Raw genomic sequence first — 16,671 nt, forward strand, 5'->3', positions numbered from 1 at the left:
GAGGCGTCGAAGTGGCAAACGTTGAGTTATGGATTGATAAGGATCTGCGTAACTCACTATACAGTATTACCCTGCCGGCATTGCTATCAGATAATGAGACAGAGACAATCTTGTGGTCTGCATCAACACCCCCACAGCCGCTTAAAGTGCCAATATCGTGGGCTATGGAGTATCTACCGTACTTGGAGATATACGCAAAACGTACTTATGACCGTCGGGCCAGTAACGAGGCTGCTGTCTATGCCGCTACTACCGTCGAAGAGATAGCTCAAATCGACCCGAAAGCGAACTATCCTCTGTTTTTAACTTTTGAATTAAACTTAGATAAATATGCAAGCAACAATACAGAAACAATCAATTAAACAGGATTTTATGATCATGTTAATAACGGCAACGATCGCTATCGCATTTATCGGCTATAGGTCAACAATAGCCGATAAATGCTATTTTCCTACGTCAAAGATTGAAGAAGGTACGATTGTTCTAAGAGATGATAGCCTAATAACAATAGTAATACCAGATAAATGATGAGCAGGCGAAGATTTATGGGAAAGAAAGATTCCGGTATAAATGCAGATGAAGCTCCTAATGGTGTGTATATTTATAGGAGTGATTTTAAATTGTATACTAAAACTATGTGGAATATCGAATGGAATGCACAAGCTCTAGGTATAGCCTTGATTACAGACAAAGTTAGATTTGTTATATCACCAAGTGGCGATAAAAAACTTCAATGGGGGAAATACGGGAGATTTGTCACAGATTGTTATACCACTTCTTCTTCTTCTGCTGCGAAAACCGATTATAAAGGTTATGCTAATTCTGCAGCAATTATTGCAACAGAACAGACCTGGAATAACGGTAACTATTGTGCAAAATACTGTGAAAATTTTAGCTTGCCTAACGGTGAAAAAGGCTATCAACTGTCAGAAGGAGAATGGGTACAGGCTAAAAATTATAAATCGGACATTGATTATTGTTTGAATCTGATTAAAGCAGAACCTATAGCTACCGACGAAACGTATCATACATCTACGCAATATGACGAAAACGGTAATTGGTATCACCATTGGGTAGACGGCACAGCTTCATGGATTAAAAATAAGGAGTTATACATACGACCATGCTTTAGATTAGTATAGTAAATCGCATAATGATGTGAGTCAAAACAATTATTTTGTAACAGTTCAATAACTGTTACGTTTATCCTTATCCGATATTTCTTACTGTTAGAAGTATCGGATAATTTTATCGTAAAATCTTAAAATATGATTATATACGATAAAACAGGCAACGTATTATTTGATGCTCAGGTGAATGACTCAAGCGTAAGAAACCGAGCAATCATGGGGGATAATTCGGTAACTCTAAACCTTAGTCTACCTGAATATGCAGTAATTTCGGTTGGTTCGTATATTGAGTATCAAGGGCAAAGATATACCTTGTGGAGACCGGATAATTTTAAAAAGCATGGGACAAGGAATTTTGAGTATACAATAACGTTCGGCAGTAATCAGGAGATCCTTAAACGATATAAATACAAATCGTTATCTGATATTCCGTATCAGATAAAATTTTCGTTGACTGCGAAACCCAGAATGTTTTTGGAGTTACTAGTTGATAATATGAACTTGCGGGATTCCGGATGGTCTGTTGGAGATTGTATAGATGCAACAGAAAAGTATCTAACTTTCAGTAGCGAATATTGCTATGATGTGCTAGGGAGACTAGCGCAGGAGTTTAATACTGAATGGGAGATAGAAGGTAAAACGATCCATCTTCGTAAGGTCGAAAAGTTTAAAACGGAGCCTCTTGCATTGTCATATGGGAAGGGTAATGGGTTTCGTCCTGGCGTTGGGCGAACTAACCAAGGTGATAAATCGCCTGTCAACTTGCTGTTTGTGCAAGGAGGTGAAAGGAATATTGATCTAGCCACCTATAACAGTCGATATCTGTTGTTGCCTAAATCCAAAGAGCTGGAATACGAAGGCCGTAAATACAAGACTGACAAGGATGGAATGTACATAACCAGAGCCGACAAAGAAATATCTCAGTATAACGAAGATAGTTATGACGCTTCGAATATTTATCCTTCCAGGGTAGGCGAAGTCACTGCTATTACAACTGAGCCAGGGAAAGACGACGAAGGTAATCCTGTAACCTTTTACAATATTGTTGATACGACCATACCGGAAGACTTGAACTATCGTGACTGCCGTATTCCAAACGAAAAGGCTACTTTGATATTTCAAACTGGTGTATTGACAGGAAGAGAGTTTGACATAGTGCAAACAGACAAAGATTTGACAGGATACAACCATGCGACAAGAACCTTCGAGCTTGTACCTCTTGAAGAAGATGGCGTTACTTTACCAAATGAAAATCTAAAACCGTCTATAGGAGATAAATACGCAATCTTCAATATCAAGTTACCACAGTCATATATTGAGGACGATGCGACAAAAACAGGCGCTTCTTGGGAAATGTTCAAGGAGGCCGTAAGGTATTTCTATGAAAACGAAGAAGAGCATTTCTCGTTTACAGGCGAATTAGACCCAATTTGGGCTAAAAGCAAATGGCTTGAAATAGGGGGCAAGATAACTCCTGGAGGATATATCCAATTTTCTGACGCACAATTTCAGCCAGAAGGGATATTGATAAGAATTACTTCGGTAAAAGACTATATAAATAAACCTCATGCTCCAGTTATTGAATTATCTAATGTGCCGGTTGGAGGTTCGTTATTGACCGAACTAGGAAAGATAGATTCTAATGAGGTTGTGGATGAAAAAAGGTACAAAGACTCAATATCCTTGACGAAAAGACGGTTTAGAGATCTGGAAGAAACTGGTAAGATGCTAGAAGCTGCTATTGATGGTTTTTCCGGTGCTATTAATCCTATCTATATTCAAACTATGTCATTGCAAGTCGGATCTGAAAGCCTTCAATTTCGTTTTGTAAATAGTAAAACAAACCCTGTTGAGACCATACCGGATTTTGCTTACAACCAGATTACAAAGGTGTTTACTGCTCCGGCTACGATACTTCAACACATGACGCTTGGTATTGACAAAATATCTCCAACTCATAAGGCTTCTGATTATAAGTTTTGGACTATGTCGTCATACACATCTCCGTCACTGGACGAAGCGGATGCGATGTACTTCTATGCTAAATGTTCAAAGTCTGGGACAACCGGATCTTTTATTTTGAGCAAGACAGCTTATAAGATGGACCCGGGAGACGGTTATTACTATTTCTTGGTAGGTACTCTGTCAAGCGAGTATGAAGGAGAGAGAAGCTATGTAAATGTCTATGGATTTACTGAGGTGTTACCCGGTAGGATTACAACAAATATAATTGCTAGCTCTGACGGAAAGAGCTATTTTAATTTAGCTAATGGAGAAATTGGGGGTGTATTAAAATTTAATAGTGGGACAACGGGGTATGAAAATATAAAAGATAGGCCTGATCTTGATAAGTACAGTACTATATCAATGTTGAATGCTGTAAAAGAAGAATTGGGAAATCAATTGGATGGGAAAATAGAAACATATTATCAAACATCAAATCCATGGAATTCATGGCCTTCTGGGACAGAGAACCAACATGTTGGGGATTTATGGTATAATACATCTGAACAAATATTGCAAAGATATGTAGGGCCAACATCTAATACGTGGCAACAGGTATTAGATAATACAGCTATTGAGGCTGCTAAAAAGGCTGCAGAAGAGGCAGATACGAAGGCGGATGGGAAAAGAAGAGTATTTTTACGTACACCTTATACGCCCTATGATGCAGGAGACCAATGGATAGAATATGGAGGCTCTGGTAGTATGCGAGTATGTATACAAGGACGGCAATCTGGAAGTTACGTTGCTTCCGATTGGCAAATTTCTTCATCTGATCAAAACACTCAGGCATCAATTGATAGAGGTGTTATTTCTGCAGCCGGTTTTTTGACCTTTGGAGGGACTGCTGGACTAATAGGATCAGGCGACATCAGAATATGGTCTGGAGGCACAAATGCTGATAATGCCACATTTAAAGTTTATAGTAATGGCAATGTTATTTCAAATGGAACTATTACTGCCAATAATTCAATATTGTTAAGAGATCAGTCCGCCGGTATATCTGGTTATGGGACAGCAAATAACTCTATAAGATTTTGGGCAGGAAGTGAAAATGGTAATATTGAGGATTCAAGATTTACAGTAAATAAAAGAGGAGACGTTTTTGCTTATAGTATAGAGGGGCAATCTATAACAGCGAGAAGTGGTTTATATGCCAAGCATGTGGAATTGGCAGATGGTGATGTAAATAAAGATTGTGTCGAATTGTTTGCCGCTAAGCAGAGTACAGGAATAGAAATACGAAAAAGTGCAGGAGCCGTATTTAACAAGACTGCCAATTTTGCTGCTTTTGAATTTGAAAGAGGATCGGACTCATATGGAAGAATTGGTATGAAAGTGAAGAACTTTTCCAATGATGCATATTGGGTATACAGAACCTGTATTGAGGCGACTAAGATGCCTTCTGAGGCCCAGATAAACACCTTGGGAAGTGCAGGCAATAGATACAATGTAGGATGGGATGAAAAGTCAGGACTTTTTTATATATATTAATATGAAACTAACATTAAAAGACAGAGTATTAATACTCAACACTGTGTTACCTCAGTTTGACACACGAAAAAATATGGAACTGAAGATATCAATTGATAGAAAGATTGCTATTTCTGATTCGGATCAAAAACGTATCGTTACTCAGGATATTGGAAATGGACAATTTAACATCGGCTTTACCGATAGCAAAGCTCACACAGATGAAATAAACATAGAGATCACAAATAATGAGTTAGAATATCTTAAACAAAGGGTTAATTATCTTGACAGTATAGGGATGTTCTCTGAGTATACCTTGCCAACCTATATAAAAATTATTGAAGAACCTTTTATTGAAAGTAATGATAAATCAATAGAGAAATAAAATGGGAGTATTAATTGCATTATCTATCATCATCATAGCCGCTTATACTGCCGCTGTATGTCTTAAGGCAAAAGAAGTACCTTATTCGATAAGTGCTACATACTTTTCATTGAAACACAAGCTTATTTTTGGAGCTTGTATGTGTATGACAGCAATGTTCCTATTTCCGGTAGTCTGGGACATAAGCACAACGTTCACGATGCAATTACTGGCTATTGCTTCATGTGTCGGGTTAATCGGCGTTGGTCTAGCTCCGGACTTCCGTGATGACTGGATAAATAAAATTCATTGCGGATCGGCTACGTTAACTCTTATTTCATCGCAGTTATGGGTTGATTGTACCCCGGCATGGTGGGTATTGATCCCAATCTGGTTGGCCTTTATTATGTACATCGTTATCGCGATGAGCAAGCATGTTACCGGTAATATGTGGAGTGACTTTATATCAACTAAGCCAATGTTTTGGGTAGAGATAACGGCGTTGCTATCTACATTTATATCACTAATAATATAAATTACTAACAAAAGGATCGACAAAATGGAGGTAATAAAAATGATTTGGGAAATGAGAGGGATGTTGATCATCTCTGTTTTTGAGATGGTGCTTGTACTTTTCGCAATGAGCTGGGACTTTGCATCGGGCTATTACAAGGCTAAGTTGAGAGGGGAGGACAGGAATTCGTATGGAATGCGCCGGACGGTAAGTAAGTTCATTCTTTATGCCGGCAGTATTTGCATCGCTTGGAGTATAGATGCAGTTTGTTTCATGTGTCAATTTTGGGAGTTTATCCATATTCCGTTTTTGACGAATATACCTGTGTTCACGTCTCTTATAACTGTGTTTATACTTGTGACCGAAATCCGCTCGATATGGGAAAAGGCAGACGCTAAACAACGTCGTCAGGCTGGCAAGACTGCGGCTTTGATTGGAAATGTATTAAGTAAGGATATGCTGAAAGAGGCTTTTACGGAAGCTTTAATCAGTGCTAAAAATAAGGAGGATAAGAAATGAACATCACAGAGAATTTTACATTAGAGGAGTTTATACACAGCGATACAGCTGTGGAAAAGGGAATTAAGAATGAACCTGGCACACGCGAAAGGCTTGCTATTATGAACCTTTGTGTAAAGTTGTTGCAACCGCTACGGGAAGCTATCGATAAGCCTATATCGATTAATTCAGGTTATCGGTGCCCGGAGCTAAACAAGGCCGTAGGCGGTGTTCCTACGAGCCAGCACGTTAAAGGAGAAGCGGCCGACCTACGTATTGAAGGGAAAGCCGGCGATTTGTTGGAAGTGTTGGAAGATTCTGGGCTGCCATTTGATCAGGCTATCCTTTATAGGCACAAAAATTTCTTGCATGTGTCTTTGAAATTGGAAGGAGAACAGAGAAAACAGATCATCATTAAGAAATGAAAGCCTGGAACATCATATTGCTTTTGATAAGTTTGATGGTCAGTTTTATTGCCGGTTATCATCTCCGAGGAACTTGTCCCAAGAATGCACAGGTGACTTGCGATACAATAGTAGATACTTTACGATCAGTTCTACCGGTGCCGTCTTTCGAAGTTGAAGTAGGAGAGGTCGAAATACCTTATCCGATCATCATCACAGAGAAAGGGCAGGAGAGAGTTGATACGGTTTACATACCAGTACCAATAACTCAGAAGGAATACGTATCGGAAAGCTACCGGGCGTGGGTATCTGGTTACAATGCGGCTCTGGATAGCATAGATGTTTTTACAAAGACAGTATATGTTACAAAAACTATTCCTGCCCGTAGATGGGGATTGGGAGTTGTCGGAGGTTACGGCATAGGACGATCAGGGTTGTCTCCTTATCTAGGCTTGGGGGTGTATTATAGATTATGGTAAAGAAATAGCTTTTTGTTCATAAGCCTTCCTTTGGGGCTGGGAAGTAAAATAAAAGCCCCCAACGCGTCCGTTTAAATTACCACATAAAAACTGACACAAGCGCAGAATACCGCGACGTTGGAGGCTTTGTTTCTTCAACATCGATATTCTGCGCTTTGTTGCGTACTTGTAAGTTTTTATGCGGCATTGCAAAGATATAATTAAAAATCAAATCTTATGTGTAAATCAGAAATCTTTGCAGAAATATTAAGAATTGTTTCAAAAGAGACGGAAATATCAACGGATGATATTATATCAAACAGCAAGGAAGTCGAGGTTGTTGACGCCAGATATTTGCTTGTCATACTCTTACATGAGAACGGCTTTTATCCTTCACAAATAGCTTCTCATATCAACAAGACAAAACGTTCAATAAATTATATCTTATCAAATTTTTCTGATCGTTTACGAGGTGGGAAAATGCTGAGAATACAATACGAAAATATAAAGAAAATAGCAGGAAATCATTGATTTATAAAAGGGTTCAATCTCCGTAGCTTTGTTGTGATCAGAAATAGTGCTGATCATAACAATAAAGATATTGAAAATGGATAGAAATTATTTTATCGGTACTCCTGAAGGTGGAAATTCCGGTGGAAGTAAGTTTGATGTCATGGCTTTTCTTCCTGGTCTTTTAGGAGGTAACAAGGGGATTGACCCTAACCTTGCAGCTATGTTAACTCAAGCTAACAACAACAAAGGAGCATGGGGAGGAGAGGCTTCTTGGATTTGGATCATCTTGTTATTCTTCCTTTTTGGCGGTTGGGGCAATGGCTTCGGCAATAACCGTAACGGCGGTGGTTTACCTGCAGAACTTAACAACGACGCCGGTCGCGAACTCCTTATGAACGCAATTCAAGGTAATGGCCAGGCGATTGGACAATTGTCAAGTTCTCTCAATTGTTCGACACAACAGCTGCAGAACGCTATCTGTCAGATTCAGGGTCAGATTCAGAACGTTGGCAATCAGGTTGGTTTGTCTTCTCAACAGATTATCAATGCTATTCAGTCCGGCAACAATCAGTTGTTGAGCCAGATCGCTTCATGCTGCTGCGATGTTCGTAACGCTATCACCACACAGGGTTACGAGAGCCAGTTGGCAATTGTAAATCAGACAAATACTCTGACCGGCAATGCCAACACTCAGTTTAACATTTTGGGGGCAAAAATTGACGCTCAGACGCAGATCATCAACGACAAATTCTGTCAATTAGAAATGCGCGAAATGCAGAGCAAGATTGACACATTACGTCAAGAAAAATCTGCTCTGGAGTTGGGTATCTCTCAGGCTGCTCAGACTGCTAACATCGTGTCTCAGCTTAAGTCTCCGTGTCCTATTCCGGCTTATTTCGTTCCGAATCCGAACTGTTGCAATCCAATGCAGGTACAAGTTACCCGCGAAGGATGTGGTTGCGCTTATAACGGCTTAGTGTAAGGAGGGGGGCATATGACAGCAAGATTTAATACAAGAGCTTGCGTCCCCAGGGTTGACGTGAATGGAATTTATGTCTTATCAACTACAGGAAAGATAGTCACAACTCCCGCAGGAGAGGAATCGCAAATCGATTTCGGTCTTAATCCGTTCGAATATTGTGCGCTTCCCGAGGTTGGGGTACTAATCTGGCGGGTAAGACATCCGGTTACGACTACAGAGGCTTCTTATGCGGTAAACGTTGTTGTGTCTAATGGCTATGCAACCACGGTCCCGTCACAAGATACCCAAATCGGAACAAACCGGATTCCGGTAGTAGACCATCATAATGTACAGGTGATAGGCAGTGACGTAAATGTTCCTGTTGATTCCAGTAGTGGATCGCCGGTATTGGGTGGTTACACAGAACACATTGTTTGGTTTAATAAACCTCAAGGAATATTCCGCCTGTTAGGTGTAAAATCCTCAAACAATCCTACTCCAGCTGCTCAGGGTGGTAATACTCCGGCAGAAGCAAGTGTAGCGAAGGGTAAATAATGAGATGCCGGGATTATCCCGGCTCTCTTTTAAATCAAGAAGAAAATGACGTTTAAAGAACTTAGAGAAGGCAATCAATATTTTATCCTGCATAAAACAGATAAACCATTTTGTGAAGTGGGAAGTGTAATAGGTGTGAGCAATTTACGTCCGAAGCCTCAAAACATGGTAAATGGTTATCCTCCTATGCAGCCCGAAATGATCATTGACATATCTGTCAAGGTTGGCGATGATACAGTTAAACTATCCTCTGTGCCGGCTGATAAATCTATCGCTGATTATAAACCAGAGAGCGGTGAGAAATTAGTGTTGTCTTGTGATCAAATGATGATTAATCAAGAGATAAGTGCAATGCTGCAGAATAGTCAACAGATATTAGGCAGTATAGAGACTCATAAGTCAATCATTGACAACTGCGAATTGATGCTTAACCAACTCAATCCCCAATTCAAAAAAGAGAAGGAACAGGAAAGTAAGATTCAAAGTCTTGAAAATGAGATTGCGGAAATGAAAAAGATGTTCGGTGGCGGATTTGAAGAACTTAAGTCTCTTCTTCTTGAAAAACAGAGTACTAACAATAAAAAAGCAACAACGTAAATATGGGATCAAGAAAACTAGAAGAGCTTTACAGAGAATTTGACGCCTATGAGGATGAAGATTTGATGGAAGCTATGGAAGAAGCCTATAAACTCGGCTGTAAAGAAGGCAAAAGAAAAGCTGATGGCGGCATGGGATTCAGGGACGACGACGACGATGACAACGATGATTTCCGTCGTGATTGGTCGAGAGGTGGTGACGGTTATGGAGAAAGACGCGGTGTGAAAAATACCGGTCGCTACGCGGGTGAATACCGTAGACGTAGACGTTATTAATCAGAAGGGGGACGGTGTTCCCCTTCATTTAAAATAGACAATAATATGAGACTAGATATGTATGACGATTTTCCAGCAGGAATGAAAGCTTATCTCTCGCAATATGGCTGGCATTTTAGTAAGGCCATGTGTGATTTTGCTGTATCCATGATGGAGAAAGAAGATGGCAATGGTAAAAAGGTAAAAATCACTTCCTGGCAAAAAGAACAGGTAGATGAACTTTTGAAGAAATACAACGTTGAAGTCAAGAAAAAGGGTGGTTTCGATTATGTATATGCTGCAAACATGTGCAAAGCTGACTACTTAGGTTCATCTATTCCTAACGAACAGTATGCTGCTTTATACATCAAAAACGTTTGTGACGATCCGGATGCTTACGAAGGTATAGTATTCACACGTTTCTATGCAGACTGTATCGGTTCTGGCACACCAATTATATGGGAGGAAATGATTTAATGAGTGGTTGGAGTTACATATTTCGTATCCTTAAGGGAGAGTCCCCTTCGGACGTGTTGGCCAGTATGCCAAAAAAGGATTTCGATAAAGTTTCTTCTATCGTTAATAATCTCAAGAGTACCAATCTTCCACGTCAGCAACGTAGAAAAATAGAGCGCAAATTAAACGCTATAAAACGATGATATACCGGGAGCTAGACATACCAAAATACCGTTGGAGGGTCCATATATTTTATCATGTTACTTGTTACTGGACTGATGAAATAATAGAATGCCTGAAGAATATTGGTTGTCCTCCCCAAAAACTGAGAGAGGCATATCATAATATGATAGCGTGTAAACTCAATACAGGCTTAACCTATTCAAATTATCATCTCATGGAGTCTGTCATGGTTATTGGTAAGACATCTTCCTATGATGAGTTTTCAGACTCACTGATGCACGAATTAAGGCATTTGGAGGATCATATAGCTACCGTTTATGAAATGCGATTAGGAGGGGAAGAAATCGCCTATTTGGCTGGTTGTATAGGAAAGAAGCTGTCAAAGGATATGCAGATGTTTATCTGTAGCTGTGATTGCCACAAACATCAAAAGAAGCAACTATGCGAAAAAGCAAAAAAGAAACACAGAAGTTAAAAAGGGAATCGGCCAGGAAAGAAGTCGATCGCCTGGTCGATTCCCTTGACTTCGAGCCGATAAATTTTAACGAAAAAGTTTGTCGGTTACGAAGGTTGATGTGCATGCTTTAATCTAAGAATCCTACCCCAGCTAAAGCTCGTGCATTTTCTTCCAGAACATTTCGTTGAGATCAACGAGATGGTTCAGTTATTGCGTGATTTGAACCTAATTAGGTTCCACTTCTCACCAGTTCCGAACTACTCCGGGCGGAAGTTATTTATCCGGAGCCAGTATTTAAATTGTTGTTTGTTCATGATCAAAATATTTGTTTACTATTTTATAATTACAGATATTTGTGCCAGTCAATTGTAGTTAAACGGCAGACGTTATCTTTATTGATAAAAATACAGGTTCGATCCCTGTCAATTGATTAGGTGATATTGCCGAAATATTTTAATTCATAAATTTATGGATGATATAGTAACAATTTTAGAAATTGTTGCATATGTCTTCACCATAATATCAAATTATGAAAATGTCGAAAAGGCATTAACGAAGGCATACGCCGCATTGAGAAGGAAGGGAGAACTCTTCCTTCTCTCTTTTTAATATTGTTCTCGCATAGAGTTAATCCAATTCAAATACCAATCACGGGATTTCTCTTTTGCTTTTTCTTCATCCTCAATGCCTTCATAGAATTCATCTTCCTTTGAAAACGGGTCATACTCAATAAATTCCTCAGTTTTGCAGAACGGACAAGGAATATCATTATCACGCTCATATAGATTTCCATCGTTATCGCAATCATCCATATCGTATAAGTATCCGTTAATGCATCTAGCGTCTGGATATGTAGCTCCGAAATATGGAAATTCGGGACACTGTTTATTTTGTTTACTCATGATTCAATTATTTTTACTTTTGAATTATTTATAATCCTGATATACACAGCTTTTAAAAGCTGCTTTCATGTTAACCCACCTAGCAAAACGTCTTTGTTCGGCAGTTGGAGGTATGTTCGTGTCTAAATCTCGGTAAGCCATTGCAAAAGGAACACAGCCCAAATAGTCAAGATACAATGCTCGTTTTTCTGCATCTTCTATCTGCCCATCCCTTACCAGCATGTAGAAAAACATTTTCCGTCCAGGGATTCCCGCCTCTTTTAAGTAAGCAATCGCCGTTTCAACCTCTTCGGTTATAGCAGAGTGATCGTAAGCCATTCGTATGAAATTAATCCATCGTACACGCTTTAGCAACTTAGCAATTGATTTATCGCGAGCTATAAGCCTGCAATCTATACCTTGATTAAAGTCTACTTTTACTTTGAGTGATATGATCTTTTCTATCTGTTGCAATCCCCAATCGGATGCGATCACATTGTTATCCATTAATACAGCCGACTTACGTCCATTTAAAAACTCTGTTATATCTGCATGCTTCCGGATTCCTCCTTCTTTACGTGGCACAATACAGAAGGAACATTTATTCACGCATCCACGAGTTAGAAAACCATAAGCTTCCGGGAACATCGGATAAAGTGAGTAATCAGGGCAAATATGCTCAATGTCGACCGGTAGCCATTGATCGAACATTTTGTAACCGGAACCACCACGTACAATTTCGTCCGCTTGTATTACTCTACCTTCATCTGGAGTAAAGCCAAAAACCTTACTGAGATAAACTCGGTCATAATAATCAATACCAGTGTACCACTCCACCTGGTCACCTCTTGCTTTGTGCCATGCAGACAATTTCATCAGAGCCAGATTAGGATAATGATGTCCGTCAACGTCTATAAGTCCTATGTTCATTGATCTCACTATTTTTTAATTGTTAGCTAATTACTACATACCGTTTATCTTTCGTCTGCGAAGCATCATCAACCTCTACTTGGTTTATGTCCCCTGAATCCATCAAGACTGTGGCGTTAGGATTATATTCTTCCAATACGCCTATAAGTTCTTCTACTGTCATAACTCGTTATTACCTATTAAAAAAATTAAGCCTAATAGGGTTCTTTCTCGTACCGGTTCCGAACTGCTCCGGACGGAACCCGTTTATCCGGAGCCAGTATTTGAATTGTTTTAGGTCATTCATCGTCGAAATCCTCCTGATGCAAATTGTACCCTGCTAATATGGCCTTCTTCAACTCCTCCCGGATATCACAATTTGCTGATCCGGAAGAGATCATTCGGTCGGCTATCTCATATGCCCGTTCTTCCAAGGTCTTCTCGCCAACTTTCGAGTACTGAATAGCCATACGAGTATTATATTGTTCTCCTTCATGGTTGATCACCTGGGCCAAAGCAATTTCGCCGGCATTTATTCGAATAGCTTCTTCCGACCATCGAAGTAACATGAACATAGTTAGCTTTAATAGCTGTTTTCCTCCTTCATCTACAATATTCTTTAAGAATTTGCAAACAGCTTGATCTTCTTCTTTTGTAAGTTTCATGATTTTTTATTATTGATTTAATCCTTATTTATCAATCTTTACGCTTTTGCTCACCTCATAAATAAGGCGAGCAAATGTTCAGACTTTTTTAGATTATAGCTGTTGAAAAATCAGGAGTATCATTAATATTGAGACTATTCTCAATATCTACACCGCACCAGTTCTCTGGGTCACCTTTCTTCTCGCCATCCACAGATACATAACCTACGCCTTCAATCATAGATTCTGTTCCGAATGCTGTAATATACCATGCTATTTGGCGTAGCATATCTTCTTCACTGGCACTGCCCTCTATCGCTTCACGATAAGTTTCAAGTGAATCTTTAAACTCTTCCGATTCTGGATCGTACTTCATACTGATGGTCGCACTGACCTCTATATCTATTTGTTTCATGATTTGTTAATTTTTAAGCTGTTCGTTGATATTTAGATTGGTAATTTTTACCCAGCCGTAGAATTGCCATAATCTGTCTTTTATACAATCTTTAATTTCCGCTTTCAGAGATGACTTTTTTAATTTATCATCATCTGTAACCCCGACATCTAAGTCAAAGGATATATGTAATTTCTTTTGTTTCATAACTTTTTAGATTTGAGCCTATGAGGCTTGTTTCAATTGATGTATTTTAAAAGCAATAGCCTCACACAGTACCCGTGCCATATTGACCTCGACCGCATTCCCAATATATTTCTTTTGCTCTGCCTGTGTACCGATCAGCTTGTAGTTCTCAGGAAATCCCATTATCCGTTTCAACTCCGGTATCTTTAACATCCGCATCAGGATATCCACTATCTGATACATCGCCATAAACTCCTTGATCTTTCTCACGATGGGGATATCCGACTCGTAAACCTCTATGATGATGTTCCCATCCGGTGCGATCTTGACAAAAGAAGGTAACTCCTCTACCGAATTGGAAGCATTCACCAAGTATGGCGGCATCTTATCCATCCGGGCAATCAGAGTGAAACAGGGCTTGTCTACCGATCCGCCGGCAGAAGTAAATTGCGGGTTCATCAGATAGTGCCACTTTCGGTTAGCCGTGATCACCGGAGCCGGTTCGTTAATCCCGCTGCCGACATTGGCGAAGTTGGTGTTCATCACCCAGGGCCGGCAGCTCACTAAGTTGTATTTAGGGTTTGCCGTTATCGCTCCAAGCGGACGATCAGTGTCGGCCGGTTTACTTTGCCCGAACTGCTGATCCATGAACTGACAAGAGATAAGACGTTGCTTTGGGTTCGCCAAGATCGCGGGTGCGGGATGGTTAATGTCTGAGTGCTGACCTCCTCCGGAATAGTAATTCATTATAAACGGGGTAACAAGCGATAGCCGGTCTTTTGTTAGCAGCGTCGGACAGGGAGCCTGTATATCCTTAGCCGTATCATTGAAGTTATATGAGCAAAGGAACTTAGGCGATACATAGTTAAACCTGTCCTTTGTCGGTACCGTTGGGCATGGGCTATCAACCTTGCTCACGTTATCACCGTTACCGTAGTAGGCCGCGAGAAACTTCGTGCTTACCAAAGAGTGATTATCCTTGCATTTTATCGTATGAGCTGGCCCAGTAATTGGAATGTTCTTGCTATCCGGATGCCCGCTAAAATACTTAGAGATAAATTGCGTTTGAACTACGCCTAATCTCCCTTGGCAACTAACCGTCGGGCACGGCTCATCAATGCTTGGTGGTACGTGTTTCCCAGTCCGACCGTTAATCGAGTTATACTTCAGCAGCCATTTGTCTTTTCCTCCTGCTGCATGGCGGATAAGACCTGCGTAAACCCTTTCAAACGTCTTGGGCGAAAGCGGTTTCTTTCGCTTGAAGATGCTTGTACCTTCGTCTTCCAAATCCAGCACATCCTTAACGGGCTTCCATTTCTGCAACTCATCGAAAAGGGTTGTAGAACCTCCTTTGCAATGTGTCGCTTCCGGCCAAACAATCGGCATGTCTTTCTTTGCGAACTGCCCGAAGAAACGTTTCCGGGAAGTGTACGCCCCAAAGTCGGCAGCGTTCAGTATACGATGGTCAAACTTGTACCCACATTTCTTGACTGCGTTTACCCAGCGGAGATATAACCTTCCCCTGTCTTTCGATACCGGTTTCCCGTTTTCGTCCAGGTCTCCCCAACACATAAATTCCTCGACGTTCTCGATCTGGATCAGGTCGGGATTGATCTCGTCAATATACCGGAAGAGATGCTCAGCCAGTGTCCGGCTGTCGGCGTCACGTGCCTGACCACCCTTTGCCTTGCTGAAGTTCGTACACTCCAAACTCGCCCAGAGAACGATCTTTGCGTTCGGATTTCTGAACCGGATCTTTTTTACCAGATTCACGATCGGCGACAAGTCCAGCGTTCGCATGTCCTCTGTGAAGTGAAGCGCATACGGATGGTTTGCCATGTGACTGGCGATAGCGTTCTTGTCGTGGTTCACGCAAGCTACTACTTTTGCTGCACTATGCCCGTTGATGGTGGCAAGCTCTACTCCGGTAGATGTTCCTCCGGCACCACAGAACAGGTCAATGTAGTAGATATCTATATCATCCGTCTTATGTAACTCTACTAAGTGCTGTAAGAGGATGATTGTTTTGAAGAGAGATTCGGTATGTGTCATACTTCACTTGTTTTTAAAATTGAAATTCTAATTGTTTCTTATTATCCAAGTTTCTTTTTATCAGAAAATTATTGATGAAATTATCCGCACAATCTTTTGCTTCATCCTCAAACATCCCATTTTCATCACAATACTCCAAAATGGCCGATCTTATCTCACTTTTCGTAAAGAAGTTAATAGGAAGATTAGCGCATTCACATTGTCCCACATGCCATGAACCATCACATGGTAATTCGTCAATTGTGTAGCCCTGCTCTTTGAAATCATGAATATCTTTCTGCCATTCCTTATCTTCATAACATAAAGGAGTTATACAGGCAGCTACAACCGAACCACATTTACATTTTACGATCTGTGCTGTTCTCATATTTTTTTATAATTATGATACATACACCAATTAGATTTTCCAACAGCGAAACCTCCAATACTACACCGAAGATTGGTATCTTTGAAATACTCAGGACTCCATTCAAGCGGTTTCTTATCGCATGTAAAATTTATACAATTGCTACAACAGGGAGCATCTTTTCGAAAACCCTGCTTTTCTTTGTTTTCACTTTGCTTACTCATATTCAGTACTTTTGATTTAAATTACACTTTTACTACAAGGACATTCCTTGCATTGCTTAACAATTTGGGTTCTGTGTATTTCATCTTTGTATTTATAACCATAGAACAACCAAAACTAATCAGAAATATCCGAGTGTAAATCTTTAATTACCAGCATATTCTAAAATTTAACACTTTTCGGTTGCCATTTGTCGCTTCCCAAATTTCCACATAT

23 protein-coding genes are annotated in these 16,671 nt (G+C 40.1%); 16 read left to right on the forward strand and 7 right to left on the reverse strand.

Features of this window, described 5'->3' with window-relative positions; all coding sequences use genetic code 11:
* The 16 genes from M1P97_RS25830 to M1P97_RS25905 form a co-directional block, all read left to right on the forward strand.
* The coding region (locus M1P97_RS25830; protein WP_249390582.1) for a hypothetical protein at window positions 1–362 on the forward strand (362 nt) is incomplete at its 5' end.
* A gap of 183 nt (window positions 363–545) precedes the next feature.
* On the forward strand, window positions 546–1,142 hold the full coding sequence (locus M1P97_RS25835; protein ID WP_249390583.1) for a hypothetical protein: 597 nt from the start codon (window positions 546–548) through the stop codon (window positions 1,140–1,142).
* 126 nt (window positions 1,143–1,268) lie between these two features.
* Complete coding sequence (locus M1P97_RS25840; RefSeq protein WP_249390584.1) at window positions 1,269–4,628, forward strand: hypothetical protein; 3,360 nt, start codon at window positions 1,269–1,271, stop codon at window positions 4,626–4,628.
* A gap of 1 nt (window position 4,629) precedes the next feature.
* On the forward strand, window positions 4,630–4,992 hold the full coding sequence (locus tag M1P97_RS25845) for a hypothetical protein (RefSeq protein WP_249390585.1): 363 nt from the start codon (window positions 4,630–4,632) through the stop codon (window positions 4,990–4,992).
* 139 nt (window positions 4,993–5,131) lie between these two features.
* Window positions 5,132–5,506, forward strand: a complete 375-nt coding sequence (locus M1P97_RS25850; RefSeq protein WP_249390586.1) for a glycosyl transferase — start codon at window positions 5,132–5,134, stop codon at window positions 5,504–5,506.
* Between the two features lie 24 nt (window positions 5,507–5,530).
* Window positions 5,531–6,004 (forward strand): phage holin family protein, encoded by a 474-nt coding sequence (locus M1P97_RS25855; RefSeq protein ID WP_249390587.1) that lies wholly within the window; start codon window positions 5,531–5,533, stop codon window positions 6,002–6,004.
* Entirely contained in the window at window positions 6,001–6,408 is a 408-nt protein-coding gene (locus tag M1P97_RS25860) for a D-Ala-D-Ala carboxypeptidase family metallohydrolase (RefSeq protein ID WP_249390588.1), read from the forward strand. Before M1P97_RS25855 ends, M1P97_RS25860 begins: the two co-directional genes overlap by 4 nt.
* Window positions 6,405–6,866: a DUF6808 domain-containing protein gene (locus tag M1P97_RS25865; RefSeq protein ID WP_249390589.1), complete on the forward strand. Its 462-nt coding sequence runs from the start codon at window positions 6,405–6,407 to the stop codon at window positions 6,864–6,866. Before M1P97_RS25860 ends, M1P97_RS25865 begins: the two co-directional genes overlap by 4 nt.
* 216 nt (window positions 6,867–7,082) lie before the next feature.
* Window positions 7,083–7,376 carry a hypothetical protein gene (locus M1P97_RS25870; RefSeq protein ID WP_249390590.1) on the forward strand — a complete coding sequence of 98 codons (294 nt, stop codon included), beginning with the start codon at window positions 7,083–7,085 and terminating at the stop codon, window positions 7,374–7,376.
* 76 nt (window positions 7,377–7,452) lie between these two features.
* Entirely contained in the window at window positions 7,453–8,340 is an 888-nt protein-coding gene (locus M1P97_RS25875) for a hypothetical protein (RefSeq protein ID WP_249390591.1), read from the forward strand.
* Between the two features lie 12 nt (window positions 8,341–8,352).
* Window positions 8,353–8,874, forward strand: coding sequence for a hypothetical protein (locus M1P97_RS25880; protein WP_249390592.1), 522 nt, complete (start codon window positions 8,353–8,355; stop codon window positions 8,872–8,874).
* A 45-nt stretch (window positions 8,875–8,919) separates the two neighbouring features.
* Window positions 8,920–9,471: a hypothetical protein gene (locus tag M1P97_RS25885; protein ID WP_249390593.1), complete on the forward strand. Its 552-nt coding sequence runs from the start codon at window positions 8,920–8,922 to the stop codon at window positions 9,469–9,471.
* 62 nt (window positions 9,472–9,533) lie between these two features.
* Complete coding sequence (locus M1P97_RS25890; protein ID WP_249390594.1) at window positions 9,534–9,746, forward strand: hypothetical protein; 213 nt, start codon at window positions 9,534–9,536, stop codon at window positions 9,744–9,746.
* Window positions 9,747–9,791: 45 nt separating this feature from the next.
* The gene (locus tag M1P97_RS25895) at window positions 9,792–10,202 is read left to right on the forward strand and encodes a DUF7841 family protein (protein ID WP_249390595.1); all 411 of its coding nucleotides are present in this window, start codon (window positions 9,792–9,794) and stop codon (window positions 10,200–10,202) included.
* Between the two features lie 376 nt (window positions 10,203–10,578).
* A complete protein-coding gene (locus M1P97_RS25900; RefSeq protein WP_249390596.1) occupies window positions 10,579–10,839 on the forward strand; it encodes a hypothetical protein in 261 nt (86 codons plus the stop codon).
* A 450-nt stretch (window positions 10,840–11,289) separates the two neighbouring features.
* Window positions 11,290–11,430 (forward strand): hypothetical protein, encoded by a 141-nt coding sequence (locus M1P97_RS25905; protein WP_249390597.1) that lies wholly within the window; start codon window positions 11,290–11,292, stop codon window positions 11,428–11,430.
* Here M1P97_RS25905 and M1P97_RS25910 read toward each other — a convergent pair.
* The 7 genes from M1P97_RS25910 to M1P97_RS25940 form a co-directional block, all read right to left on the reverse strand.
* Window positions 11,427–11,723, reverse strand: a complete 297-nt coding sequence (locus M1P97_RS25910) for a hypothetical protein (RefSeq protein WP_249390598.1) — start codon at window positions 11,721–11,723, stop codon at window positions 11,427–11,429. The genes M1P97_RS25905 and M1P97_RS25910 overlap by 4 nt on opposite strands.
* A gap of 24 nt (window positions 11,724–11,747) precedes the next feature.
* Window positions 11,748–12,632: a radical SAM protein gene (locus M1P97_RS25915; RefSeq protein WP_249390599.1), complete on the reverse strand. Its 885-nt coding sequence runs from the start codon at window positions 12,630–12,632 to the stop codon at window positions 11,748–11,750.
* A 278-nt stretch (window positions 12,633–12,910) separates the two neighbouring features.
* On the reverse strand, window positions 12,911–13,276 hold the full coding sequence (locus tag M1P97_RS25920) for a hypothetical protein (RefSeq protein WP_249390600.1): 366 nt from the start codon (window positions 13,274–13,276) through the stop codon (window positions 12,911–12,913).
* A gap of 88 nt (window positions 13,277–13,364) precedes the next feature.
* Window positions 13,365–13,670: a hypothetical protein gene (locus tag M1P97_RS25925; protein WP_249390601.1), complete on the reverse strand. Its 306-nt coding sequence runs from the start codon at window positions 13,668–13,670 to the stop codon at window positions 13,365–13,367.
* Between the two features lie 6 nt (window positions 13,671–13,676).
* Complete coding sequence (locus M1P97_RS25930) at window positions 13,677–13,856, reverse strand: hypothetical protein (RefSeq protein WP_249390602.1); 180 nt, start codon at window positions 13,854–13,856, stop codon at window positions 13,677–13,679.
* Window positions 13,857–13,874: 18 nt separating this feature from the next.
* Window positions 13,875–15,887, reverse strand: a complete 2,013-nt coding sequence (locus tag M1P97_RS25935; RefSeq protein WP_249390603.1) for a DNA cytosine methyltransferase — start codon at window positions 15,885–15,887, stop codon at window positions 13,875–13,877.
* Between the two features lie 13 nt (window positions 15,888–15,900).
* Complete coding sequence (locus M1P97_RS25940; RefSeq protein WP_249390604.1) at window positions 15,901–16,254, reverse strand: hypothetical protein; 354 nt, start codon at window positions 16,252–16,254, stop codon at window positions 15,901–15,903.
* Window positions 16,255–16,671: the final 417 nt, after the last annotated feature.

The organism is Parabacteroides leei (assembly GCF_023369805.1).
GTDB lineage: Bacteria > Bacteroidota > Bacteroidia > Bacteroidales > Tannerellaceae > Parabacteroides > Parabacteroides leei.